At 63.6% G+C, this 25,666-nt stretch carries 20 protein-coding genes and 1 tRNA gene; 8 read left to right on the top strand and 13 right to left on the bottom strand.

The features are described 5' to 3' along the window. Positions 1-129 precede the first annotated feature (129 nt). The 3 genes from HMPREF2617_RS04795 to HMPREF2617_RS04785 form a co-directional block, all read right to left on the bottom strand. A tRNA-Met gene (locus HMPREF2617_RS04795) sits at positions 130-206 on the bottom strand. A gap of 158 nt (positions 207-364) precedes the next feature. Next, positions 365-1,144, bottom strand: coding sequence for a glucose 1-dehydrogenase (locus HMPREF2617_RS04790; protein WP_070840211.1), 780 nt, complete (start codon positions 1,142-1,144; stop codon positions 365-367). A gap of 124 nt (positions 1,145-1,268) precedes the next feature. After that, a complete protein-coding gene (locus HMPREF2617_RS04785) occupies positions 1,269-4,175 on the bottom strand; it encodes a UPF0182 family protein (RefSeq protein WP_246821700.1) in 2,907 nt (968 codons plus the stop codon). Between the two features lie 173 nt (positions 4,176-4,348). Here HMPREF2617_RS04785 and HMPREF2617_RS04780 point away from each other — a divergent pair, with 173 nt between their 5' ends. Then, positions 4,349-4,837, top strand: coding sequence for a PPA1309 family protein (locus HMPREF2617_RS04780; protein ID WP_070771904.1), 489 nt, complete (start codon positions 4,349-4,351; stop codon positions 4,835-4,837). Positions 4,838-4,875: 38 nt separating this feature from the next. Further along, positions 4,876-5,568 (top strand): hypothetical protein, encoded by a 693-nt coding sequence (locus HMPREF2617_RS04775; RefSeq protein WP_246818887.1) that lies wholly within the window; start codon positions 4,876-4,878, stop codon positions 5,566-5,568. Between the two features lie 3 nt (positions 5,569-5,571). Here the strand turns inward: HMPREF2617_RS04775 and HMPREF2617_RS04770 are convergent, their stop codons facing one another. Next, complete coding sequence (locus tag HMPREF2617_RS04770) at positions 5,572-6,684, bottom strand: YlbL family protein (protein WP_070840209.1); 1,113 nt, start codon at positions 6,682-6,684, stop codon at positions 5,572-5,574. Positions 6,685-6,753: 69 nt separating this feature from the next. On the opposite strand from HMPREF2617_RS04770, the gene HMPREF2617_RS04765 reads away from it, so the two are divergent. Continuing rightward, entirely contained in the window at positions 6,754-8,244 is a 1,491-nt protein-coding gene (locus HMPREF2617_RS04765) for a zinc-dependent metalloprotease (protein WP_070840208.1), read from the top strand. A gap of 18 nt (positions 8,245-8,262) precedes the next feature. On the opposite strand, the gene HMPREF2617_RS04760 is transcribed toward HMPREF2617_RS04765, so the two are convergent. After that, entirely contained in the window at positions 8,263-8,757 is a 495-nt protein-coding gene (locus HMPREF2617_RS04760) for a M48 metallopeptidase family protein (protein WP_070451115.1), read from the bottom strand. A gap of 40 nt (positions 8,758-8,797) precedes the next feature. Here HMPREF2617_RS04760 and HMPREF2617_RS04755 point away from each other — a divergent pair, with 40 nt between their 5' ends. Next, the gene (locus tag HMPREF2617_RS04755; protein ID WP_083323203.1) at positions 8,798-9,631 is read left to right on the top strand and encodes a hypothetical protein; all 834 of its coding nucleotides are present in this window, start codon (positions 8,798-8,800) and stop codon (positions 9,629-9,631) included. A 60-nt stretch (positions 9,632-9,691) separates the two neighbouring features. Here the strand turns inward: HMPREF2617_RS04755 and HMPREF2617_RS04750 are convergent, their stop codons facing one another. The 7 genes from HMPREF2617_RS04750 to HMPREF2617_RS04720 all read right to left on the bottom strand — a co-directional run bounded on the left by HMPREF2617_RS04750 (position 9,692) and on the right by HMPREF2617_RS04720 (position 21,218). Then, on the bottom strand, positions 9,692-11,743 hold the full coding sequence (locus tag HMPREF2617_RS04750; RefSeq protein WP_070840206.1) for an ATP-dependent DNA helicase UvrD2: 2,052 nt from the start codon (positions 11,741-11,743) through the stop codon (positions 9,692-9,694). Then, the gene (locus HMPREF2617_RS04745) at positions 11,733-12,836 is read right to left on the bottom strand and encodes a potassium channel family protein (protein ID WP_070483126.1); all 1,104 of its coding nucleotides are present in this window, start codon (positions 12,834-12,836) and stop codon (positions 11,733-11,735) included. The genes HMPREF2617_RS04750 and HMPREF2617_RS04745 overlap by 11 nt, the downstream gene beginning before the upstream one ends. Then, on the bottom strand, positions 12,833-16,129 hold the full coding sequence (locus HMPREF2617_RS04740; RefSeq protein WP_246821699.1) for an ATP-dependent helicase: 3,297 nt from the start codon (positions 16,127-16,129) through the stop codon (positions 12,833-12,835). The genes HMPREF2617_RS04745 and HMPREF2617_RS04740 overlap by 4 nt, the downstream gene beginning before the upstream one ends. Then, a complete protein-coding gene (locus HMPREF2617_RS04735) occupies positions 16,122-19,196 on the bottom strand; it encodes an ATP-dependent DNA helicase (protein ID WP_070840205.1) in 3,075 nt (1,024 codons plus the stop codon). The genes HMPREF2617_RS04740 and HMPREF2617_RS04735 overlap by 8 nt, the downstream gene beginning before the upstream one ends. Before the next feature lie 18 nt (positions 19,197-19,214). Beyond that, positions 19,215-19,937, bottom strand: a complete 723-nt coding sequence (locus HMPREF2617_RS04730) for a hypothetical protein (protein ID WP_092101617.1) — start codon at positions 19,935-19,937, stop codon at positions 19,215-19,217. Between the two features lie 13 nt (positions 19,938-19,950). Continuing rightward, positions 19,951-20,883, bottom strand: a complete 933-nt coding sequence (locus tag HMPREF2617_RS04725) for a DUF3152 domain-containing protein (protein ID WP_070483130.1) — start codon at positions 20,881-20,883, stop codon at positions 19,951-19,953. A gap of 110 nt (positions 20,884-20,993) precedes the next feature. Further along, a complete protein-coding gene (locus HMPREF2617_RS04720; protein ID WP_070422420.1) occupies positions 20,994-21,218 on the bottom strand; it encodes a DUF3107 domain-containing protein in 225 nt (74 codons plus the stop codon). A 117-nt stretch (positions 21,219-21,335) separates the two neighbouring features. On the opposite strand from HMPREF2617_RS04720, the gene HMPREF2617_RS04715 reads away from it, so the two are divergent. Next, complete coding sequence (locus HMPREF2617_RS04715; RefSeq protein ID WP_070451112.1) at positions 21,336-22,670, top strand: DEAD/DEAH box helicase; 1,335 nt, start codon at positions 21,336-21,338, stop codon at positions 22,668-22,670. Then, positions 22,667-23,878, top strand: coding sequence for an Rv3212 family protein (locus HMPREF2617_RS04710; RefSeq protein WP_070840204.1), 1,212 nt, complete (start codon positions 22,667-22,669; stop codon positions 23,876-23,878). The genes HMPREF2617_RS04715 and HMPREF2617_RS04710 overlap by 4 nt, the downstream gene beginning before the upstream one ends. Before the next feature lie 30 nt (positions 23,879-23,908). Here the strand turns inward: HMPREF2617_RS04710 and HMPREF2617_RS04705 are convergent, their stop codons facing one another. Next, positions 23,909-24,400 (bottom strand): hypothetical protein, encoded by a 492-nt coding sequence (locus HMPREF2617_RS04705; RefSeq protein ID WP_224213006.1) that lies wholly within the window; start codon positions 24,398-24,400, stop codon positions 23,909-23,911. Positions 24,401-24,870: 470 nt separating this feature from the next. On the opposite strand from HMPREF2617_RS04705, the gene HMPREF2617_RS04700 reads away from it, so the two are divergent. Both HMPREF2617_RS04700 and HMPREF2617_RS12460 read left to right on the top strand, forming a co-directional pair. Continuing rightward, positions 24,871-25,134 carry a WhiB family transcriptional regulator gene (locus HMPREF2617_RS04700; RefSeq protein ID WP_070483135.1) on the top strand — a complete coding sequence of 88 codons (264 nt, stop codon included), beginning with the start codon at positions 24,871-24,873 and terminating at the stop codon, positions 25,132-25,134. Positions 25,135-25,206: 72 nt separating this feature from the next. After that, positions 25,207-25,281, top strand: coding sequence for a 50S ribosomal protein bL37 (locus HMPREF2617_RS12460; protein WP_099046258.1), 75 nt, complete (start codon positions 25,207-25,209; stop codon positions 25,279-25,281). The last annotated feature ends 385 nt before the right edge of the window (positions 25,282-25,666 follow it).

Below are 25,666 nucleotides of genomic sequence, written 5' to 3'. Positions count from 1 at the left end.
TAGCAGACACACATTTTGTCGCTTAACCCGATTTTGACCCTAGTGCACCAGCTAGTGCACCAAATGGCGATCCGATCACAAAATGAAGAAGGCCCCTACCAGTGTTTCTCCTGGTAGGGGCTTGGAAGTTGGTAGCGGGGGCAGGATTCGAACCTACGACCTCTGGGTTATGAGCCCAGCGAGCTACCGAGCTGCTCCACCCCGCGTCGGGCGCAATATGTGATTTTCGCCTGTCGCCGTAACCAGCAACGTGGACTTACTATACATACACCGACAGAGAGCACCAAACCGCCTGTTCACGACGGTTTGGTGCGATCCAATTATCGGGGCTTCCCTACTACTGCCGCTACCGCTACTACTGCCGTTACTGCTGGGCAGCGAGCTGGCCGAGGATGCCGTAGATGTGCTTCGAGGCGCCCAGGGTCAGGCCGCCGTCGACAGCAATCTCTGCGCCGTTGATGTAGGACGCGTCGTCGGACGCGAGGAACAGCACCGTCTTCGCAACCTCCTCGGCGCGGCCCGGACGGTTCGCTGCTGCGAGCGGAAGCGGTGCACCCTCCACAAGGGAATCTGCCGTCATCGGGGTTGCAATCGCACCCGGGTGGACGGAGTTGATGCGGATGTTCTCGTCAGCAACGTCGGCGGCGACCGTCTTGGTCATGCCGCGCACTGCCCACTTGGATGCCACGTAGCCGGTCGCACTGACTTGGCCTTCCAGGCCCGCGGTGGACGACATGTTGATGATCGCGCCGCCGCCCTGCTTACGGATCTCCGGGATGGCGTACTTCATGCCCAAGAACACGCCGTCCACGTTGACGGCCATGATCTTCTGGAACTGCTCCAGGGTGGTGTCCTCCACGCCCGTCATCTGAAGGATGCCGGCGTTGTTCACCAAGATGTCCAAGCGGCCGAACGCCTCGTTCGTCGCCGCGATGGCGTCCTTCCAGTCCTGTTCGTCGGCAACGTTGAGCTTCACAAAAATTGCGTTGTCGCCGAGCTCGTTTGCCAGTGCCCCGCCGAGCTCTTCGTTGAGGTCAGCGATGACAACCTTTGCACCTTCTTCGACGAAGAGTTTGCAGTCTACTGCACCCATTCCCGATGCGCCACCGGTCACAAGCGCGACTTTGCCGTCAAAACGTCCCATGGTCTATCCAGCCTTTCTCTCAAAGAGTTGGTTGTGAAAACCATGCTAGATACAAAAATGGTGCATCGCGCGCCCACTTCGCGCGATGCACCTGGTCCTGGGGGGACGGGATAACTATAACCCGTTACTGCGCCTTCTGGTACTCAGCCACTGCGCGATCGAGTTGGTCGATGGCGCGGCCGTACTCCTCGAAGGAACCGTTGCGGGCACTCTCCAGGTTACGAAGAGCATCATTGATCCTGTTCAGAGCCTCGTCGCGGTTTACCTTCGGAGCGTTATCACCCTCCGGTGTGGCTTCCTTGTTTTCCTCAGCGGGGGTAGTTTCAGCCTCACCCTGTGGTGCGTTTTCGTCCACCACTTCGACTTCCTGGGCTGCGTCAGAGTGGATACCCACCTGCTTCAGCGCCTGGGACACGGTCGGGGCGTAGCCCACCTGGCCGCGGTAGAACACGAGCACGCGCAACAGCTTCGGGAAGGCCGAGGCCTGGTCCTTGCGCTGCGAGTAGATCGGCTCGACGTAGAGGATCTCGCCGCCGCCCACCGGCAGGGTGAGCAGGTTGCCGTTCTTCAGATCGTTCGTCCCCTCCCACAGGGTGCGGTCACGCGCCACCTGGTCGGAAGACATCAGGGCGTCCTGGGCCTGCTTCGGGCCCTGGGTCTGCGTGTTGGTCGGCAGCACACGCACGGTGATGTTGCCGTAGGTCTCCGGATCGGAAGACACTGCCATGTGCGCGGACAGGAACTCACGGTTCAGGCCACGGAACGGGGTGATCAGCTGGAAGGACGGCTTATTGGTCTCCGGGTCAGCGGCCACAACGTAGTACGGCGGCTGGTTCAGCTGGTCGCGGCCTTCCGGTGCGGTCGGGTCGTTCGGCACAGACCAGAAGGCGTCGTTGTTGAAGAACACGCCCGGGTCATCCACGTGGTAGCGCGCCAGCAGGTCACGCTGGACCTTGAACAGGTCCTCCGGGTAACGCAGGTGGTCACGCAGGGAGTCGGTGATGTCCGAGTTCGGGCGCACGGTGCCCGGGAAGGACTTCATCCACGCGTTGAGTACCGGGTCGGACTCGTCGAACGCGTAGAGGTCCACGGTGCCGTCGTAGGCGTCCACGGTGGCCTTGACGGAGTTGCGGATGTAGCCGACGTTGTCCGTAATCAGGCGCTGGGTGGTGCCGTCCGGGTTCAGCGCGTCCTGCGTGGTGTCCTGCAGAGAGGTACGCGTGGAGTACGGCAGCTGGGACAGGGTGGTGTAGCCATCCACGATCCACTTCACGCGGCCGTCGATGACAGCCGGGTAGGTCTTGGAGTCGGTGGTCAGCCACGGGGCGACCTTTTCCACACGCTTGCGCGGGTCACGGTCGTAGAGCACCTTCGAGTTGCCGCCAACGCGATCGGACAGCAGGAAGCTCAGTTCCTGGTACTTCACGGCGTAGGCCACACGGTTGATCGGATTGCCGATGTCCACGCCGCCCTTGCCGGTGTAGGTGTAAGTGGAGTTGTCGGTGTCGTACTCCACCGGGCCCTGGCCGTTGTCGCCAACAATGGCGTAGTCCAGACCATCCTGGGCAGAGGCGATCACCGGGCCGAAGTAGATGCGTGGCTCTTCCACCTTGATACCCAGCTCTTCAGCCTCGCCGGACTCCTTGGCGGCAGCGTTGGCCTGCAGGTCGGACACGGTAAAGATTGGCAGGCCACCACGGGTGGAGCCGGCGTCCTGCGCGGCCTCGTCGACAGTGTTGGCTTGCGCTGCGACAAAGCCGTTGCCGTGGGTGTACACGGTGTGGCGGTTAATCCAGTCGCGCTGGTTTTCACTCAGCGCGTTCGGGTCCATCTCACGCGCGGCGACAACGTAGTCGCGCATCTGGCCGTCGACCTCGTAGCGGTCCATAGCCAGCTGGTCTGGGAAGCCGTAGAAGTTACGCAGCTGCTGGTTCTGGGTAAACGTCGGGGAAATGATGTCCGGGTCCAGCAGGCGCAGGTTGGAAATCGTCGCCTCGTCCTTGGCCACATCGGCATTCGAGGTGTTGCCGCCCCAGTTCTCCATGTAGGTGACCTTGTCGTCGGTCAGCCCGTACGCCTCGCGGGTGGCTTCGATGTTGCGGCCGATGTACTCGTATTCCTTGGCCTGACGGTTCGGCTTGACCGAGAACTGCTCCAGCAGCGCCGGCCACACGTTGCCCACAACGATCGAGGACACCAGCATGAGCACCGTTGCCAGCACCGGGACACGGAAGTCCTTGAACACGATGGAGGCGAAAAACGCCGCTGCGACAACCACAGCGATGACGGTGAGGATGATCTTCGCGGGCAGCATCGCGTTGACCGCGGTGTAGGAGGCACCGGTGAAGATGTCGTTCTGGCTGGATAGCAGGTAGTAGCGGTCCAGCCAGTAGGTCACGGCCTTGGTCAGCATCCACAGGCCTGCGGTGACGGCGAGCTGGATGCGCGCCGGCTTAGACACCATGCCCTTGACACCGGTGACGTTGTTGCCAATGCGGATGCCACCGAGCATGTAGTGGCCCACCGCACCGATCAAAAATGCCACGGCGAGCAGCATGGACAGCGTGCCCACAATCGCAGAGATTGCCGGCAGGCTAAACGCGTAGAAGCCTAGGTCCTTGCCAAACTGCGGGTCGGTGGTGCCAAAGTCCCCACCGTTGAACCACATCATGAACACACGCCACATGCGCTGGCCAGCAAGACCAGACATGATGCCCACGATCACCGGCACCCAGGTCAGCAGCCCCTTCACACCGTCTTGCACGGCGGCGCGGTACTGCGCTTGCTGCGAGGTCTCGCCGAAAATATCGCCGCTGTCTTGTTGCCTGCCACGCCACGCAATCCGTGCCGCTGCCCATGCGACGGCTGCACCAAGCAGCGCGAAGATGACAAACAGCACGACACGGAAGAGGATCACTCGGTTGAAAACACCGCGGAAGTCAACCTCCCCAAACCAGAGAAAATCGGTATAGATACCGATCAGCACTGGCAGGAGGAAGAAAAGTGCGGCGAGTACACCGAGTGTGACCATGAGGCCTTTATTCGGTTTCTGCGACCGTGGTTGTGGCCGGGTGAGGCGGGTAGCCAAGCCTGCTCCTTAGGAATAGTGTTGTCCAACGTCTATGTGCATTACAGCCTAGAAAGTTTAACGGCCAACAATCCGGAAAGGTTCCCGTGCGCGAACAACAAGCCCTGAATAAGGCCATGATGGAGGCCGTCGATTTCGTCCACGCCGAAGGTTGGGACGCCCCGCCAACCCTCTTCGGTCTGGTACCAACGCAATTGCTTGTCGACGAGCTGGGCACCCTCGACGACTCCTCCCCCCTCACCCTGGTTGTGCAGGAATTGCCGGAGAATATCCTGCCCGGTTCCGAGGAGCTCGGCGAGTACGTCACCCGCCTGGCCTGGCCGCGTGAGGTTGAAGGCGTGATCCTGGCGCAGGAGATCCTCTTCCGCGACGCCTCTGCCCCGGCGGATGCCGAGGCGCGCCCGGCGCGGTTGTTCTCCGGCGTGCTGCGTACCGAAGACATCGAGCAGACCCTGCTGCAGATGCGCCTGACGGATGAAGAGTTGGAGGAGCGCGGCCCCTTCGCACAGGACGACATCGAGCTGCGTGGCGGCCCGGAAGTCGCGCCGGGTGTGATTGCTGCGCTGCGCTACGGGCTTGAGCAAGACCCGGACGACCTGGTTTAAGCTAGACACCCGAAACCCAATCCAAGGAGCTTCTGACCGTGTCTGTGTCCCGCCGCGCAATCGCCTCCGCTGTCCTTGTCGGCTCGCTGTCTCTCGCCGCCTGTGGTGGTGGCGATAACGACGAGGCCAACGCGACCAGCAGCCCCATCTCGACGTCGTACATCAGCGAGGACCCAACCACCTCCTCGGATTCGGAGACGACCACGCCTGAAACGACCACCTCCGTGACAACTACCATCGCTGCGTCTGAATCTGGCACGGCGTCGGAGTCGGAGTCTGCGTCTGAGTCTGCTTCCGAGACGGTGTCGTCGACAAGCACAAGCTCCTCGAAGCGGGAGAAAGCGGACTCGTCTGCGGAGGCAACCTTGGAGAAGGTACGCGAGCGCTTCGCCTCCCTTGCGCCTGAGGAGTTCTTCGACCAGTTCGAAGGCTGCGGCGCCGGCGGGATCAGCGGTTCTTATGACTGCCAGGGCGACGAGATCGGCCAGTTCCAATTCTTCGACTCCGAATCGAAGGCGGCCTCCTCGACCCAACTTCTTACTGAGCTGCGCTCCTCGCGCGTGGTGGAAGACTCCGGCGACCGCGTAGTCGGCTGGTCCACGCTGGGCACCTCCGCGATCATCACCGTGGTGGATAACCGCGAGGGCCTGGTCATGCAGCAACTGATCTCCTCCGACCAGGAGGACCCGCGCCAGCGGATCTACGACCTCGGCCTGGCGAAGAAGCCCTAACCCTTAGCCGTCGCAAGTTGGCACGTCGCGGCCTGCGGCGAACGCCTCCATCGCATCCACTGCCTCCTGGAGGGTGGACACGGCAGCGACGGTCATATCACCAGCGTCGGCCCGCTTCACCGCATCACAATTGCCCTTCGGCGCGAGGAACAACTCGGCGCCCTCATCGCGCGAGCCACGGATTTTGTGGGTGATGCCGCCGATGGGGCCGACCTCGCCGTCGTCGTTAATCGTGCCGGTACCGGCAACGAACTTGCCCCCGTTGAGCTCGCCTGGCGTCAACTTGTCAATCACCGCCAGCGAGAACATCATGCCCGCACTCGGACCACCGATGTCGTTGAGGTTGTAGTGCACCTTCAGGCCATCGGCGGGCTCAGAATCCATGAGAATGCCAAGCATCGGCTTGCCCTTCTCGTGCGGATTCTCCTTCAGCTCGATGGTCTTCGTCTCTTCCTTGCCGTCGCGGCTGATGGTCACATCCACCGTCTCGCCGGGCTTTTTGGCAAAGACCACGTCCTGGACCGCGCTCGGCTTGGCGACCGGAGTGGAGTCGATGGCAAGGATCTTGTCACCCTGCTGCAACGTCCCGTCCGCGGCAGCGCCTTTGACCACGTCATGGATGTTCACCGTTGTGGGTTTGCCCAGATAGTGCATCGCCGCAACCGTCGCCGACGCCTCCGACGCGACAAACATCTGCTGGTTAAACTCGCGCGTTTCTTCCTCGCTGCGATCCGCCGGCATCACCTGCTCGATCGGCACCAGCGTGTCCTTAGTCACCGCCCAACGCGCCAACGCCTGGCCCAACGTCATATTCGTGCGCACCGACACCGTGGTCATATTCAGCTGCCCGCCAGTCTCAAGGGTCTCCGCGCCCTCGATGTCCACCACGGGCGTGCCCTGGATCTCGCTGAGCGTGTCAAACGTCGGGCCCGCCCCTTCCGCCGCGTACGGCACCGTGAGCTTGATGTCCGTGCCGGGAATGTGGTCCATCGTCATTCCCACCGCAAGCAACGCGATAGGCACTGCACCCCACACCAGCGTGGAAAAACGCTTGTTCGCTGTCTTGGTCGCGGGCGTGTGTTCTGCCGCGTCCGCTGGTGTGTGCGCGTTCGTCATGGTGGCACATGTTAGCGCAGCAACCAGCAGCTCCAACCCGCGCCGTTGTGCAGCTGTATTGTGGCGCCTATGAGTAACGGATTCGGATTCTCCTTTCCCAACGACGGCAACGACGACAACGAGGGCAGGGACAACGAAGGCAACAACAACGACAACGGGCGTGGCGAGCCGACCAACCCGTTTGCAGCCTTCGGTTTCGGCGGAAACTTTGGGTCCGGCGGGTTCGGTGGATTCGGAGGCCCCGGCGGCCCCGGTGGCGCTGGTGGCGCTGGTGCTGGCGGGCTTGGCGACATCCTGAATCAGTTCGGCCAAATGCTCTCCGGCATGGGCTCTTCCATGAACGCCCAGGAGGACGGCGACGCCGTCAACTTCGACCTCGCCGCCCGCATGGCGCGTCAGCGCATCGCCGGGGTGAACCCGGTCAGCGAGGCAGACTCCCGCGCCGCCGAGGAGTCCTTCCGCCTAGCGGAGCTCTGGCTCGACGGTGCCACTGCACTGCCCGCCAGCCAGGCACAGGCCAAGGCCTGGAACGCCCAAGATTGGCTGGAGCAGACCATGCCGATGTGGAAGCGCCTGGTCAACCCGGTCGCCGCCAACATGGCGCGCGCCCAGCTAGACACCATGCCGGAAGAGGCCCGCGAGATGATGGGCCCGATGGTCAGCATGGTTAACCAGATGAACTCCATGCAGTTCGGCATGAAGTTGGGCCACGCACTGGGTGACCTTGCCCAGCAGGCGCTGACCGGCACCGACTTCGGCCTGCCTGTCGCACCCGCCGGCATTGGTGCGGTCCTGCCGCGCAACATCGCGGAGATTTCCAAGGGCCTGGACCTGCCGGGCCAGGAAGTGATGGTCTACATCGCCGCACGCGAGGCCGCACGCCAGCGCCTGTTCCGCAACGTGCCGTGGCTGGTCGAGCGCCTCGTGTCCTCCGTGGAGGAATACGCCGCCGGCCTGCAGATTGACACCTCCCACATCGAAGAGGCCGTCCGCGACCTGAACCTGGATGGTGGCGACCCCGCACAGATCCAGGAGGCCATGCAACGCCTGCAAGACGAGGACCTCTCCCCGCGCGTAGGCACCCGCAACGCTGCCTCCACGTCCCGCTTGGAAACCCTGATCGCGCTTGTTGAAGGCTGGGTTGACGTCGTCGTCGACGAAGCCCTCAGCGAACGCATCCCCACCACCCCGCAACTCGCCGAGGCGTGGGCACGCCGCCGCGCCACCGGTGGTTCTGCTGAGCAGGCCTTTGCCAACATCGTCGGCATCGAACTCGCAGCCCCTCGCACCCGTGAGGCCGCCGAACTGTGGCGTCGCGCAGGCGCTGCTGTGGGCGTGGATCGTCGCGACGCCGTCTGGGAGCACCCCGACCTCCTGCCGTCCAGTGAGCAGCTGGACAACCCGGCGTCCTTCATCGACACGCTTCTCGACGACACCCCCGACACCGACCTCGACGACGAATTTGCCAAGTTGGAAGAGGAACTGCGCAACAACCCCGAGTTGAAGCGCGAAGACGGCGACGGCAAGGACGACGGCAGCCAGGACGGCACGGAACTGTAGGCGCGCGGCGGGGCTGGGCTAGCCGTAGCGCTGGTAGGCCTCCAAAAACCCGCGGGCGCGCTCCGCCTTGGGCACCCGATCCGCCCAGGCGTAGAACTCTGCCGAATGGTTCGGGATGAAGGTGTGCGTTAACTCGTGCACCAGCACCGCGTCCAGCACGTAGGCCGGTACGTCGCGCAGCCGATCGCTGATGCGGATATCACCTGTCGATACGGTGCAGGAGCCCCAGCGCGTGTTTTGGTTAGACACCCACCGCACCGAACCAATCGTTGCCCGCCCCTGCAGAATTTCCTTGTTCAGGGTTTCGGCGCGGGTGCGTAGGGAGTCGTCGTCAAGCAAACGCGTCGACGTCTTCTTCTCCAACTTGGCCAGCATCTGCTCCACCATCTCGCGCTCCTGCGCTTTGGTGAAGTGCGCCGGAATGCGGATCTCCGCCACCCCGCCAACCACCCTGGCCTGCACCGTCTTCGCACGACGGGCGGAGCGGATCACGCGATATTGCATCCCAGACATAGCGCAACATTGTAGGATGCGACGCGGGGGTGGAACACACGTGGCAATCCAAGAACACACACGCATACAACTCGCGCGCGGCGTCCGCGTTTTCGTACGCGCGCCAGAAACGATCCAGTTCGGGGCAGACGCGACACGCACCGGGCTCATCACCGTGCCCAGCGCCGACGAGGTGGTCACGGTCCTCGACTCACTGACGCATCCGCGGATGCTCAAAACCGTTGTCGCAGCCCTTACGGTGCATCTCGGTGAGGCGCGTGCGCGCAGTCTTATCGACGACCTCATCACCTACCGGCTCCTCATCCCCACCACCACCCCACAAGTGCTGGTGGTGGGGCGCGACGCGCTGGCCTCCCAGATCACGCTGCTGCTGTCACGCCGTGGTGTGGTGACGCGCAGCCCGATGAAGGACGAGTCGGTGAGCAAGTTCCTGCTCGATCACGAGCCGCACCTGCCGGTGCTTGCCGTGAACTGTGCTGCCGAGGTGGATCAGATCGCCGCCGCGACCCGTGGCCGGCGTGGCCCTGTGGTGCCGGTGACGCAGTTCGACGCGCGCGTGGTCGTCGGCCCTGTGTGCGCTCCGTCTGGGCCGTGCCCGGTGTGCGCCCGGCTGTACCTTTTGGACCGGGACCCGAACATCGCCCAGGTGGAGGAGCACCTCCCGCCGGCGATCGCGGCCGAGCCGGTGTCCTTGGCGGCCGGTGCGGTGGCGGCAGCGACGGTGGCAGGCAGGCTCGCCGGTGCACCCGACCCGCCCGGGGTGTCGGCGCCGACACCTGTGGCTGGTGACGTGGTGGTCGCAGACCCGTTCGCGCCTGTGCCTGTGGTGTCGCAGCGGGTGCCGTCGCACCCGGACTGCCCGATGTGCTTCTAGCGCTGGCTGGGCTGGCGCAGCTGGGCTAGCGCGGCTGGGCTAGCGAGGCTGGGGCCCGCCTTAGTGGCGGTGCTCCTCAAGCGTTGCCAGCACGCCCGCGCCGTACTCCTCCACCTTCACCGGCCCGATGCCGGAGATGCCAAGCAGTTCCGTCTCGTTTGCGGGCATGGCTTCGGCGATTGCCATGAGTGTCACGTCCGAGAACACCATGTAAGCCGGGCGTCCCGCTGCGCGTGAGACGTCGAGGCGCCAGCGTTTCAGGGCGGCGAGCACGTTCTCGTCGTAACTCGGCTCGCACTCCTCGTGGCGTCCGAGCGCCTTGTCTGCTGGGCTGAACAGCGGGTTGCCGCATACGCGACAGCGGCGGTTGCGCTTGAGGCGTTCCGGGGAGCGCTCCACATCAAGTTCCGGTGCGATGCCGTCCAAGAAGCGCGACCGCGACCGGTTCTTTCGCCCACCTTCCTGGCGCGACAGCGACCACGACAAGTGCAGGTGCTCACGCGCACGCGTCACCCCGACGTAGAACAGGCGGCGTTCTTCTTCGATCTGGTCGTCGCCGGCCTTGATCGCGTGCGAGATCGGCAAGGTGTTCTCCACCAGGCCAACGAGAAATACTGCGTCCCACTCCAGGCCCTTCGCGGCGTGCAGGCTGGCCAGGGTCACCCCGTCCACAGCGGGTGGCTGCTTGGCCTCTGCGCGCTGGCGCAACGAGCGCAACACCTGCGGGAGATCCTCGGCTTCTCGGGTGCGGACGATCTCCTCGATGAGATCCACAAGCGCGCTGAGTGACTGCCAGCGCTCACGAGCCTGGGCGCCCTCGGGTTCGGTCTGGGTCAGGCCGATGGGTGCGAACGCGGCGCGGGCGACCGCCACCGGGTCGTCCGGCAGGTCGGTGCGGCGGGCGGCTCGGACCAGGGCTGCGATGGCTTCGCGGATCTCGGCGCGGTGGAAGAACCCTTCCCCGCCGCGGACTTGGTAGGCAATGCCGGCATCCGCCAGCGCCGCTTCAAACGCGGCCGACTGGGAGTTAATGCGGTACAGGATGGCGATTTCGCGGGCGGGGACGCCGTCATCAAGCAAACGCCTGATCGCGCGGGCCACGGCGCGGGCCTCAGACGGCTCGTCGTCGTAGCCGTTGAACTGTGGCGCCGGACCGCGCCCGCGCATGCCCTCCAGTTCCAGGCGAGTACCCGCGACACGCCCCTTGGCCTTTCCAATGACGGTGTTGGCCAGCTCGGTGACTTCTACCGTGGAGCGGTAGTCACGCTGCAATTTCACCACTGTGGCGTGCTCGTAGGTGCGCGAGAAGTTCAGCAGGTAATCCGGGGTGGCGCCGGTAAACGAGTAAATGGTCTGGTTGGCATCGCCCACCACGGTCAAATCGTCGCGATCACCCAGCCAGCCTTCCAGCACGCGCTGCTGCAGCGGGGTGACGTCTTGGTACTCGTCTACCACAAAAGTCTGGTACTGGGCGCGGAACTCCTCCGCCACCGCAGGTGCGTTCTCAAGCGCGCCGGCGACGTGCAGCAGCAGGTCGTCGAAATCGAGCAGCATGCCATCCGGGCTCGTCTTCGCCTCCTCGTAGAGGCGGTACACCTGGGCCACGCGCTGCGGATCCGTCGGCGGGGTGCGCGGGGTATCGGCGATGCGTGCGGCGTAATCCTCCGGGCCGATCACGCTGGCTTTGGCCCACTCGATCTCGCTAAGCAGGTCGCGCACCATTTCCTTGCCCGTATCCAGCCCACCGGCGCGCGCGGCGCGGGCGACCAACGGGAACTTGTTATCCAAGAGCCGCCACGGCAGGTCACCGGCGATCTGCGGCCAGAAGTACTGCAACTGCCGCATGGCCGCGGAGTGGAACGTGCGCGCCTGCACTCCCCCGATACCCATGGTGCGCAGACGGTCGCGCATCTCCCCTGCCGCGCGCTGGGTAAACGTCACGGCGAGCACCTTGTTCGGGGCGACCGTGCCGCGATCGATCAGGTTGGCAATGCGATACGTAATCGTCCTCGTCTTACCCGTGCCCGCACCGGCGAGGATGCACACAGGCCCGCGGGGTGCTTCGGCGGCGACACGTTGGTCGCTATCAAGCACGCTCAGATCAATCCTCATCGCGCACTGCCTTCTCCGCCTGGCGACGGATATCCGGGGTGTTCATGCGCACGTACAGGAGGCGATCGCCCGGCTCGACCGTTTCTGCTTCGGGGGAATCGATGCGGTAGAGCTCACCGGAACGCACGACACCAAGCACGATGTCGGCCAGGTGACGCGGGTTCGCACCAACCTCGTCGTCCGCAATCTGGCGCTCCGCCACCGCGAAGCCTTCGTCCGGACTGAGCAGATCCTCCATCATCTCCACCACGGGCGGGGTCACCGTTGCGATGCCAAGCAGACGTCCGGCCGTTTCGGAGGAGACCACCACCGAGTCCGCGCCCGACTGCATAAGCAGGTGTTGGTTCTCACCCTCTCGCACGCTGACCACGATCATGGCACTCGGCGCCAACTCACGCACCGACAGCGTGATCAGCACAGCCGTATCGTCCGAAGACGGTGCCACGATCACCGAACGCGCACGGCTCACCGCCGCAATGCGTAACACGTCCGACTTGGTGCCATTGCCGTGCACCGTGACCAAACCGTGCTTCTCCGCGACGGCAAGCGCAGCTGGGTCCGGGTCGATGACAACAATCGACGACGGCGACGCACCGCCTGCCACCAATGCGTCGACCGCCGAGCGGCCCTTCGTGCCGTAGCCGATAACGATGGTGTGGTTGCGCACGGTATTCCTCCACTGTTGGATCTGCAGCGTCTTACGGGAATCCTCCGTCAGCACCGACAAAGTCGTACCGACGAGGAGCATCAGGAAGGCCACACGGGCCGGAGTGACGAAGAAAATGTTGATGACTCGGGCCGACTGCGTCACCGGAGTGATATCACCGTAGCCCGTGGTAGACAGGGTCACCGCCGAGTAATACAACGCGTCAATGAACGTCAACGGCTCGGAGTATCCATTGCGATCAATGAACGCGACGATCGCGACGGCAACGATAAGCAGCAGGGCGTAGCCGAACCGGCGCGCGATCAACGACCACGGCGTCGCCCGCTCGAGGGCCGGGATACTGACCACATCGAGCAGGTGGTGCACCGGGATCGCCGTTTGATCCGCGGCGTTCGCGCTCAGCGTAAAAACCCTGCGCAGTTTCATTCCGTTTCGTCCTTACCCTTGCTTTCAGCAGATCTGCTGAGTAGCTCTTCGAGTTCTGCCGCATCGGGCAGACTACGCGGAGCATACGTCTCACCGGTGCGCACGTAGAAAAATACAGCGCGCACGGGTCGACCGTCACCACAGATACGCTCCCAAGCCGCCTTGTAAACCGCAAGCTGCAACTGCGCCGCTTCCATCGCATCCCGCTTCGGCTTCTCGCCGGTCTTCCAGTCCACGACGGTCCAGCCGTCCACATCCTCGAAGACGGCATCCATACGTCCGCGGACCACGCCCTCGCCCACGGCGAGCTCGAAGGGATGCTCCACAAACGTCGGGGTGCGCGACGCCCACTCACTGGCCTCAAAGTTTCGCTTGAGCCGCTCGAGTATCGCGCGATCCACCTCAGCCTCATCCCCGCCGGGAAGTTCGTCTTCGGTCAGCAACGGGCGTGCACCGTAGAACTCCTCCAACCACTCGTGGAAGGCGGTACCGCGCTTGGCGTAAGTGTTCGGCTTAAACGGCACTGGGCGGCGTGCCCGGCGCGCGAACTGCACCGGGTCGGCCTTCAGCGCCACCACATCGGACGCGGTCAGTTCGCCCGGCATGACCACCGGGACGTCGCCGGCCTGGGCCTGCTCGTGTTCTTCGATGAGTGCAGAGACGTCGCGCTCCCAGAGGGTAAACAGTTCGCCGTCTACGAACTTTGGCAGGTTCTCGCGCGCGGCGTTGACCGCCTGCGCGGCTGCTTCGTCCGTGGCCAGCGGGGCGTAGTTTGGCCAGCGGCCGGTGCGCTCGCCGTCGTCGACAAGAGCGTCGGCGCTGGCGTCTGCGTCGCTGTCTGCTTCAGCATCCGTGCCGTCGTTCCAGACCACCACGCACTCGGGTGCGACAACGTCGCGCATGGTGGCAAAGTGCTCGTACGGCGCTGCTTCCTTGACCACGTCAGGCCTACGGCGCGAACCGGTGACGATGAGTTTCCCGCCAGAACGCGTCACCGCAACATAGAACAGACGCGCTGCTTCCTCCGCCAGGTCCGCGGTGACGTGCTTCTTCCACGCCTCGCTCGCCCTCTGGTAGTCGGTGCGCGTGTCCACTTCGCCGAACTCCGGGAAGATCTCCGGATCGCCGTAGGTCTCCGTAGGCAGGAACTGCACGAAGGTGAGGAAGGTTTCCGTCTTCGGCTTATACGTCTCCGAATCGGCATGCAGTACCGCGACGGTGTCCCACTCCAGGCCCTTCGCCTTGTGGGCAGTCATGATCTGCACCCGGTCGTCCTTCACCGGCACCGCACCCGGAGTCAGGCTGTCTTCGTGCTCGCGGGCGAGTTCGAAGTAGTCCAGCAGCCCGTCCAGGCCCGCGCCGGGGTAATTGGCCACCTCCTCCAGCAGTCGATCCAGATGCACCGCGCCCGTCGCGCTATGACGGGAGAGCACCTCGGTGCGGATGCCGAAGACGTGGATGATGTCCGCGAACAGGTCACTTAAGCGCTTGCCCAGGCTGTGGGTGCGCAGCCAACGCAGCTTGGCGGCCGTATCGCGCATGCGCTGCAGGCCTTCTTCGCTGTAGCGTTCCGGCTCGCCGAGATCCGCCAGCGCATCCGTGAGTCCTTCTGGGCGGTCGGTGCGCGCCTTGATGTCGTCGGCTTGGGCAATCGCCTCTTCGAGTTGGCTGACCAAGTGGGCGTAGGGGTCGCTGATACGCTGCGTGTTTTCGCGGTGGTCTTCTTTGCCGCGCAGGTTGTTCGCGCGCGATGCCAGCGCACGCAAGTCCGCAAGGCCCAACCCAACAGCTGGCCCGCCGAGGACACGCAGTGCTGCCGCGGTGTCGTCGGGACGCACAAGCATTGTCGCCACGGCAACCGTATCGGCGACCTCCGGCACGTCCAGCAACCCGCCCAGGCCAACGATTTCGTAGGGCACACCGCGGGCCTCGAGTGCTGCGGCGATGAGTTGCGAGTGCTTGTTCTTGCGCACAAGCGTGGCCGCCGAAAACGGCTCCTCGACTTCCTGGGCCTGGGCGTATGTCTTCGCCAGCTCATCGGCGACGAACTCGATCTCTTCGGCCTGCGTGCCAAAGAACCCGAGCGTGACATCGCCAGCATCCGCCCCCGGGCGCGGCGCCAACGGTGCCACGGCACGCTTTGTCTCGTCGGTGCCCAGGATCGCATCGGACACCCCGTTGGCCAGATCCAGCACCTCAGGCGGGTTGCGCCACGAGGTGGTCAACTGCAACTTCGGCGCTGGTGAGCCGCCTTCAAGCGGGAAGTCCTCTACGAACGCCTGCAGGTTCGCCGCGGTCGCGCCACGCCAGCCGTAAATCGCCTGCATCGGATCGCCCACCGCTGTGACCGTCAGGCCCGGATCTTGCGCTTCGCCGAAAAGGCTGCGCAGCAACACGCGCTGGGAGTGCGAGGTGTCTTGGTACTCGTCCAGCATGACCACGCGGAAGCGATTGCGTTGCGACGCCCCCACCACCGCATGATCACGTGCCAACGCAGACGCGAGAGACATCTGTTCGTTGAACGTGATCACACCACGTTTACGCAGCTCCTCGTTCACTGCCTGTGCGAGCGGCAGGTAGTTCACGCGCTCCTTCTGGATATCGCGCCACCCCTGCAGAATCTTCGAAAACTCGATCTTGCTCGCCGAGGGGTACGACTCCGTCTCTGCAAGGAAGTCGTGGGCATGCTCTGTGACCCACTCCGGGGTGGCAAGTTCGTTGCCCATCGCGGTGATGAGTTTGAGCACGTTTTGCACCACGCTGCCAAGTGCACGGTTCTTCCCGTCCGGCAGCAACGAACCGGCGTAGTTGCGCACCACCTCGGTGGTGATGGCGTGCAACTCCGCATCCGTAATCAACCGCGCGTCCGGTTCCGCCGGCACGAGCAGGCCGTATTCACGGATCAAGGTGCCTGCATACGAGTCATAGGTGGACACCTGCGGTGCGATGACCTCTAGACGCTTGGCTAATTCCCCAGACGGATCGAGGCGCGCAACCAGGTCGCGGTTCTGCGCTAGCGTGGCCAGGCGGTCGCGGATACGCTTTTTCATCTCCTGGGCGGCCTTGCGGGTAAACGTCAGACCCAGAATCTCTTCGGGGCGTGCAAAGCCATTAGCGACGAGCCACACCACACGCGCGGCCATCGTCTCCGTCTTGCCGGCGCCGGCACCTGCGACAACCAGTAGCGGGCCTGGCTGGGCGCCGATAACCTCCGCCTGCTGGTCCGTCGGCGGGAACTTCTGCCCGAGGTAGCGCGACAGCAGCTTCGGGGACATGGTTTCTTGGTTAAACATTGTGAATCATCTCCCCTTCCGGCTGCACCGGGCACAAGGCGCGCACACTGCAGCGATCGCAATGCTTCCCCGTTGTGGCAAGCAGCGTAGGTCCTGTCATTTCGGCGGGCAATGTATCGATAGCCTCGGCGAACTCTGCTAGCTCCTCTGGTGTCTTGGCAGCCTGCTCAAGCACCGTGATGGCCTTGGTGTCCTTCTTCGGAAACACCAGCATCGCACCACCCACGGTGATGTCCGACTCCCCGCGTGCGGTAACGACCCGCTCGCCGTCGAACGTGCCGTGAGCCAGCGCGAGTTGGTAGGTAAGCAACTGGGCGTGCTCACCGATCTCCTTCTTCGTGGGCGCCGTCGCACCAGTCTTTAGATCCACCACGTAGAGCGCACCATCGCCGTCGCGCTCGAGGCGGTCCACACGACCCCGGACGCGCACGTTGTCGCTGACTTGCACGTCAACGGATGTTTCCACCGCGACCTGTTCAAACGCGCCACGGCTCGTTTCTAGCCAGGTGCGGGTGCGCTCCAGCAAGCGCTCAAACTCCTCGATGTCGCGCTGCGCCTTCCACGCAGGTGCGTCACTGACCTCCTTGCGTGCGGCGATCACGGCGTTATACGCGTCGTCCGGATCCACACCACGGCCGAGCGCTTCCAGGTAGGCGTGGCCCATCACGCCGTAGACCATGTCCATCGACTCGTCCAGGCCCACCATGCGCTGCAATACCTCACTCATCGGGCACTTCAGCAGGCCTTCTACTCGCGACGGCGACAGCGTCGGGCTGGCGCTCAGCGGCTCGTTGGTAGACACCATCGTGGTAGTCCACCACTGCCGCGGGTCCGCACCAAGCACACCCGCGTCCGCCAGGCGCGCCAACTGTCGGGCAGCCTGGGAGCGCGTCGCCTCATCCGCCGAAGGATCCGTGAGCACCCGGCGGAACTCCGCCACCAGATCGTCGTGGGCGAGCACGCGCACGAGCGTCTCGGTGTCGTCGCCAAGATCCGCCTGCGATGCCGAACTCAGCCGCAAGCGTGCCGGGGTGAGGCCGTGGTCTTCACAGAATTCCTCGACGAATCGGGAGGGTTCACCTTCTTTCTCCGCGTCTTCGTCGTCAACCGCAATCACCAGCAGGTATTCGGTGGCGCGGGTGGTGGCGACGGTAAACAGGCGGCGTTCCTCAATCAGACGCTCCACGGTGTGGGAGACCGGCACGTCCGGATCCACGTCATGATCCACCAGGTCGATCAAGTCTTCTTGGCGGAACAGCGAGCCGGTCTCCCCCAGGTTTGGCCATGTATCGTCCTGCACGCCCGCCACGATGACACGGCGAAACTCTCGCCCGACAGCACCGTGAGCGGTGAGCAGCGACACTGCATCGGGGGTTGCGGTGCGCCGGTCGCGCACACCGGTGGGCAGTTCCTGTTCCAGGATGAAGTCCACGAACGACTCCACCCCGGCAGCGGGACGGCGCTCCGTGTAGTCGCCCGCAGCATCGAACAGCGCCATGACGGAATCTAGGTCGCGGTCCGCTTGCGAGCCCGTCGCACCACCGCGCAGCGCCGAGGCCAACAAGCGATTCGACAGGCCCGTGGCCTGCCACAGCGCCCAAAGGATCTCTTCTACGCTGCCGTCTTCCGCGTAGGCCTGACGTCCCGCGTCAAGCACGCCACGCACGTGCTGGAGGATGTCGAGCTCACGGTCGGTCAACCACGTATCAAAGTCAGGCAACCCGGCGGGATCCGTCAGCAACTCGCGCAGCGACTCTTCGGCACGACGCTCAGGTGCCCAGCGGCGAAGCCCACGAATGAGGCGACGCAGCGTTACCGGATCCGCACCACCCACAGGCCCAAGCAGCAGGTCGCGCCACTCGCTCGGCGTGAGCTCCTCGTACAGTGCCCGGATGCCCAGCAACAGCGATGCCACCAGGCGCTGCTCCGAAAGCACCAGGTCCGTCGGGTTGAGCGACACCGGAACCCCAGAGCGCAACAGCGCGCGGCGCACCGGATCAATGCCCGTGGTCGAGCGGACAATCACCGCCATATCCCGGTAGTCCACGTCGTGTTCGAAGTGGGCACGGCGCAGCGCATCCGCCACCGCCGCCAGTTGCGTTGCAGAATCGGGCGCAATTGCCACGCTGCGACGCGGATCGCGCTTGGACTCCCCCAGGTCAATCGTGGTGTGCTCCAGCCCGCCAAGGGTGCGGAAGAACTCAGGCGACGCACCACGGAAGTGGAACACCGACTGCTCCTCGTCCCCGCCGACCACACCCAAGTCCGCCTGATCCAGCAGGCGCTTGACCAGCGCGCCGGCAGCGGGTGCGAGGTGCTGGGCATCGTCCACAATCACCGTGTGCCACCTGCGCGGCAGTGGCAGTCGCACCGCCTGATCCACCAGCTCCGAGGCGGACAGCCTGCGCGCTCCCGAAAGCGCCATCACCTGCTGGTACTCGCGCAAGAATTCGCCAGACGCGCTCCAGATGCCCACACCATGTCGGCTGCCCAGCTCCTCCAGTTCGACAGGGCCAAGACCACGTTCCACTGCACGCAGCAGGAAGTCACGCAGCTGACGGGCAAAGCCGACCAGTGGAAGCGCCGGGCGCAGATCCTCCGGCCACGAGCCACGACCATCCTCATCTTGGCCTTGGAGCAACTGGCGGATCACTGCGTCCTGCTCCGCACCGGAGATCAGGCGGATTTCTTCGTCTACATGCGAGCGCAAAATGGCAAAGGCCAGCGAGTGCACGGAGCGCACCATGGGCTCATCGGTAACAAACCCCGACTGCGCCAGCGTGTCCGACAACTGCGAGCGCAGCCGTCCGGCGGTTTCCTTCGAGTCCGTCAGCACCAAAATGCCACCCGGGTCCCCCGCGCCTGCGTGACGACGCACCGCGGCCGCCGCCGTATCCACAAGAAAACTACTCACGCCTGAGCCGGGCCGGCCGGTGGCCTTCCACAACCCGGCCTCAGGCAGTGGGTTGTCCCAGGTCCGCGGGGTGATGTTGCGCTCGCGCGGCACGAGGTACGCCTTCGGCTCTAACGCTGCCGGAGGCACTGGTGAAGGGTGTGGAAACAACATAAAGGCGATTGTGCCAGGTCAGTACGACACGACAATCTCAACAACATCATCTATCGAACATACGTCCGAACCGAGCCCGCGTGTCGTGTGGCGACGGTACTCGATCGCCTTCTCCAACAACCAGTCCAGCCTGGGGATATGCGACCAACGCGCCACAATGTCCGGATCCACAGCACCGGCCAGCAGACCATCGACGATCACCAGCGCTGCCGTAAATCCACGCGGGCGCAATCCAACGGACGGATCAAACTCGGTCAGCACAGGCTCAGCGTGGCCATCGAACAGCAAATGCGACAAGAAATCCAGGTGCGCGACTACCCCCTCGGACCCGAGGTGCTCCTCGCGCCACACCGCCCGGTCAGCATTGGCAACCAGCCCGGTGCGCTCGCCGGAGGGGGCTTCGATGCCGGCCACGGCGTCGTCGTAAAGCAATGCTGCTGCAACCGCCTCATCGACACGCTCGCGCGGCTCACCGGTGGCGAACTCAGTCGCGCAATACCCCGCAACGATCAAGCGACCATCCGTCGCACGCACAGGACGCGAAATGCGCAGCCCCTCCCCCGGCACTGCCTTCTCACGCGCCTTGCCAGACCACGCGGACGTCTCACGCGCATGCGACAACACAACACGCCCGAAGCGCAGGCCATTGTTCCAAAATTGCGGGACCGCAACCGGCTCAATGTCGTCGATCTGGAATGCGGAAAGCACATGTGCCGGAATCGGCTTAAGCAAAGAAACCACCGACACCACCTTCTTAATTCACGGCCGGACGCGGATACGGCCACGGGTTCGGCCGGCACGTGTCGTCGTTGTTCGGGTAGTTCTCCTCCGGGCTCATCTCATGCAACTGCGCATTGTTCAGGCTCAGCGTCTGCTGCATCATGATCGGCGCAAGCGCATTCGCCTCCGGGCACGGCACGTGCTCCGCAAAGCCCACAGCGTGGCCCACCTCGTGATTAATCAGGTACTGGCGGTACGAACCGATGTCACCCTGGAACGGCACGGCACCGCGCACCCAGCGCGACTCGTTAATAATCACCGTGTCCTCGCCCGTGATCCGGGTACGGCAGCTCGTCTCCGTCCCCAACGCGGCACCACAGAGCTCCGCCGTCGTATCCAGAGAGGTCAAACGGATCTTCAGCGTCGGATCCTGATCTGCCGACACGTGTTCGAAGCGGAAGCGCGGATCGTTCGTCCACCCGCGCGGATCCATCAACGTTGCATCCACCATCTGGGCAAACGACTGATCCCCGCCGTAACCGGAGGCGTCGATGCCGTGCTCGACCTCGACGATGTAGCGCACCACAATCTCAGTGCCCTGGCCCGCATTGGCACCAGGGATGCCGACCTCGTAGAACGTGCCCTCACCCGTCGTGGTGTACGGGCCACCCGGCGGCAGATCGTGCGGGTCAAAGATGCCTTCCGCGATCTTCGCAGGCTCCAGCGGCTTCGGTTGATCCGCATCCGCACCAGCCATGCCCGCTTCACCGGCCGGAGCCGACGCGGACTCGGCGACCGTCCCGATCGCCTGCTCATCCGGGTTTTGCACCATGTCCAGCAGGACAAACACGGTAATTACCGCAAGCACCGGGATCGCATACGCGCGCCACCCGTACTCGCGGGCAAAGGCGACAAGACGTCCCTCTTCACGGCTTGCGCCCTGCGGGGTGTCGTCGCCAGACTCCATGCCCCAGCTATCAAACCAGTCGCCGAAGTCCTCTTCAGCGCCCCCGTGGTGCTCACTATGGCGCCCACCGTGAGACGGAGTGCCCTGCTGTTGTGCCATGTCTGAGTAATCTAGCGCATGAAGCCGACGCTACGGGCCGTGGTGCTGCCCTGCTCGACGTAAACGACACGGTCAGTGCGGATCAGGTAGGAGTGGCCCTTGGCATCCTCCAGCTTGAAGGTTGCCTGACCGTTCGCAATCGCCTGCTCGACGGTGGCAAAGATGTCTTCCTGGCCCTCCGGAAGCTTGATCGCTAGTTCGCGCGGGGTGTCTGCAAGACCAATCTTGATATCCATTTTCTCGCTCACTGTCCTTTTCTTGTTGCGCTTTGTGTGCCCGCAGGTGCAATAGCTAAACGTAACCACCTGCTGGCGGACGGCCCCATTGTAACGGCCGGTAGCTAAGATGAACGCGTGCCCTACGCAGCTGAGAGTGAACAACGTGGCGCTGCTCGTCGTGCGCCAAAGAAAACGACGTTTGCCGGGTTGGGGGTTGCGGCTGAAATTGTGGACGCGCTTGCGGACCACGGCATCACCCACCCGTTCTCCATTCAGGAGCTCACGTTGCCCATCGCGCTGGCCGGACGCGACATCATTGGCCAGGCCCGCACGGGTATGGGTAAGACGCTCGGTTTCGGTGTGCCGGTGCTAGACCGCGTCTTTGACGACGCAGACATTGCCGAACTCGACGGCACCCCGCGCGCACTGCTCATCGCCCCGACGCGCGAACTTGCGGTGCAGGTCGGCGAGGACATCGAACGCCTTGCCGTGCACACGCCGGTGCGCGTGGCCACGGTCTACGGCGGCCGCCCTTACGAGGAACAACTCGAGGCACTCGAAGCGGGCGCGGACATTGTCGTCGGCACGCCTGGCCGCCTGATTGACCTGCATGACCGTGGCGCGCTCGTACTGGATAAGGTCGCCATCCTCGTGCTTGACGAGGCCGACGAGATGCTCGACATGGGCTTCCTGCCCGACATCGAAAAGCTTTGGTCCGCCGTGGGCGCAACGCAGACCATGCTCTTTTCCGCCACCATGCCGGGCCCGATCCTGTCCCTTGCCCGTTCGAAGATGAACAAGCCGGTGCACATCCGCGCCGAATCCGAAGATGCCTCCGCTACCCACGCCACCACCCGTCAGGTTGCGTTCCTCTCTCACCGCATGGATAAAGCCGAGGTCATCGCCCGTATCCTGCAGTCTCCGGGCCGCGAGCGCACCATTATTTTCGCCCGCACGAAGCGCTCGGCGGCCGATCTCGCCGAGGATCTTGCTGGCCGTGGCTTTGCCGTCGGCGCGGTCCACGGCAACCTCGGCCAGGTTGCGCGCGAGAAAGCTCTTGATGCTTTTCGACGAGGCGACGTGGAAATCCTCGTCGCCACCGACGTCGCGGCACGCGGCATTGATGTCGACGACGTCACCCACGTGATCAACTACCAAACCCCGGACGACCCCATGACGTATGTCCACCGCATCGGGCGAACCGGCCGCGCAGGACGCACCGGCGTGGCGGTCACCCTCGTCGGCTACGACGAAGCGACGAAGTGGTCCATGATCAACACCGACCTCGACCTGGGCAAACCCAACCTGCCCGAGTGGTTCTCCACCTCCCCTGAACTGCAGGAGGAGTTCGGTTTCCCGGAGTCAGCTACTGGCCATGTCGGACGCCCGCGTAAAGTGCTCGGGGCACGACCAAACCGTCCATCCCGCCCGGCGGCTCCGGGCAAGCGTTCAGGAAGGAAACGGCGTTGAGTAAGCCTTTGCGTCGCACCCGCCGCGACCTCATTGCCACCGGCGTCATCGCCGGCGTTTCGGCGTTGCTTGTCGGCACCGCCTTTTTCACCGCCCCGGTGCGCCAGGCTGATCTCTCTCCAGCAGCCGAAGCTCAGGAGGATTTTGGTCAGTTGGCGGTGGTGCCGTCGTCGCTAAGCGAGGGCTTCCGGCTCACCGACACCTCCGGACGCGCGCAACCGCTCGTAGCTAACGGCTTGATCATTACTTACAACGATCACACGCTGACCGCGACGAACCCTGAGGGCGAGACCGTCTGGACCTACGAACGCCCCAACGACCTGTGCCTGATGGATCAGGCGTGGGACAAGGTTGTGGCTGTCTACCGCGACAACGCTGGCTGCGGCGACGTGGTGGCCATCGACGCGAAAACCGGCCAATACGCCGGCACCCGATCCGCCCCGGCGTCTGAAAACGTCACGCGCCTGGCCTCGAACGACCGCATTGGCTACGCCTCCAGCGAACGCATCGAAGTATGGCGCTCCGACATGGTGCGCACCATGGAATACGGCTACATCGAAGCCCCGCAAGAATCCGACATGCAGCCCAACCCAGGCTGCGTGATCACCTCCGCGCTCACCCGCACCGAACTCGTCGCGCTGACCGAAACGTGTGGGGACGGCACCTTCCTCCGCATCCAAAAGGCAACCCCGGAAGACTCCCGCGAACCCGAAGTCGACGCCAACATTGAGATCGACCCGCAGGCCTACCTCGTCGCCGTCTCCCAAGACGCCGCCGCGGTCTACGACCCGTCAAAGAAGCAGGTCCTGGCCTACGACAAGGAAGGCAACAACACCAGCTCCTCCTCGGTGCCAGCAATGGGTGAGCCACAGCGTCTCGACGGCGCCATCGCCGTCCTCCCCGTCGCCGACCTCCCCCACCATATGTCCTACTGGCAGGACGACTCCCTCCTGCTCATGGAGCCGGCAGGGCTCGGCGTCACCGGCGTGTTCCAAGGCGCACTCGGCACCGGCTTCGCCGCCGGCGACCGCCTGCTCTACGCCTCCCAGGACGGCATCGCGGTTGTGGATTGGGACAAAAACGCGGTCGACGAGATCATTCCCGTCGACCGCGGCGGCTACACCGGCCCCGTCCACATCTCCTCCGCCGGCGCAACCATTGTGGAAAAGCGTGGCGACGACATCGTCGTCCTCGACGCCAAGGTTTAGCGAGGCCGGAGGGGTGAGCGGTGTCGTCGATTAGCGGCGCGCCTTACGCTCCTCATACTGCGCCTCGTTATACGCCCTCGAACGCGGGTGGAACACGGTGACCAGCACCAACACCACCGAAATCAGTGTCGCCACGCCGAGCGTTACCGCCCCGCCGCGGAACATATAGATAGCCACGCCGCCAAGAATCGCCTCAATGAGGACCACCGCGCCAGTCGCACGCGGACGGCCGCGCAGAGTCTCCACCGACACAAACGCGATGTAGCCGAAAATGATCAGCAAAAACACCGCAGTACCGATGTTGACGTAACCAGCAACCGGCGAGTCGGACTCCAGGGTGTGCTCGGTAGCAAGGAACTGATCACGGATCAGCGTCACCACATAAACAAAGATCGCCAAGCACTGCACCAGCACCACCATCGCGCCGAAACGCATCAGGGGTGGGACCTCAGCATCCGCGAACGGCTGCTGCTCCGGGTCATTTGGGACGGGCGCGTGGGATTGATTCCGATTCGTAGTCACAACAAAGCAGTCTATCGCCACCGATACGGCAGATGAACCCCAGCGAACCGGCAGAAATCCGAAAAACACGATTTGACCCGGGCACCTCCACCACCCGTTTACTATCACCCCAGGTCAGAGGGTAGACCATTGGCTTGCGGATCGGCCCAGAAGCGCAAATGTGACCGCGATGACGTAGATACATTCTGTGATTCCGCGCACATTTTGGCCTCGAACCCTAGCGGGCTTTGCATGAACATGTCATTATTCACAAGTAGCAAAAACAACGGGCTGGTAACTCAGCCCTTAACCCTCAGACACCACGGGGTTAACGCCCGGTAAACCGGAAGACGGGATCTCGAATCCACCGAGAGGCACCGCCCGGAGCCAGGAACCAAACTTTGTTTGCAACGCACCTACATCGTTGGGTGTTTTAGTGGTGCACGAAAACCGACCACGCAGTACCGATTTATTTTTTAAGGAGCATCATCATGGATTGGCGCCACGAAGCAATTTGCCGCGACGAAGACCCGGAACTGTTCTTCCCGGTTGGTAACTCCGGCCCCGCCCTCGCTCAGATCGCAAAGGCGAAGCTTGTTTGCCATCGCTGCCCAGTAACCACCCAGTGCATGAAGTGGGCACTCGAGACCGGCCAGGACGCCGGCGTGTGGGGCGGCCTGTCTGAGGAAGAGCGTCGCGCACTGAAGCGTCGCAACAAGGCACTCGCCCGCAACCGCGCTCGCATGTCCGCCTAATTTTCCTCTCCGGTATCGCAGGCGATACAGTGATAGGTCTGTAACCGGTACAGATATATAAAGGAGCCCCTCATGAGCAAGCGTGGTCGTAAGCGCAAGGATCGCCGCAAGAAGAAGGCGAATCACGGCAAGCGCGCAAACTCTTAAGCGCTAAAGCCCTCGCCCGGTACCTCCCCTTTCGGGAAGGTACCGGGCGTTTTCTTTTGCCCTCAGGGCCACTGCACTTTTGCACTCAGCGGGTTGTCTTGGTCGCGAAGTTCGGTGCTTGTTCGGGTGTTGCTCGACGGTCCTGGCCTGCTGTTTTCCGCTGGTCGTCTAGCTCTGTGTTTGTGGAACCAGACGATGAGCTCCGTATTGACCATGGTGGTCGTTATCACCTGGGGGTTTGTGAAAGCGGTTTCGAGACCGTCTAGCTGGGTTTGCGGGGGTGCTAGACGATCAGGGGCAGCAACGAAAAGAGTGTGCCCTCTTTGGGGCACACTCTCTTTGTGGTTTGGGTGTGTTGGTTTTAGAGCATCATGTTGGCGAAGCC

It is taken from the genome of Corynebacterium sp. HMSC070H05, from assembly GCF_001837615.1.
Lineage (GTDB): Bacteria > Actinomycetota > Actinomycetes > Mycobacteriales > Mycobacteriaceae > Corynebacterium > Corynebacterium coyleae.
Note: the sequence above shows the minus strand (reverse complement) of the source record. Positions and strands in the feature narration are given on the sequence as shown.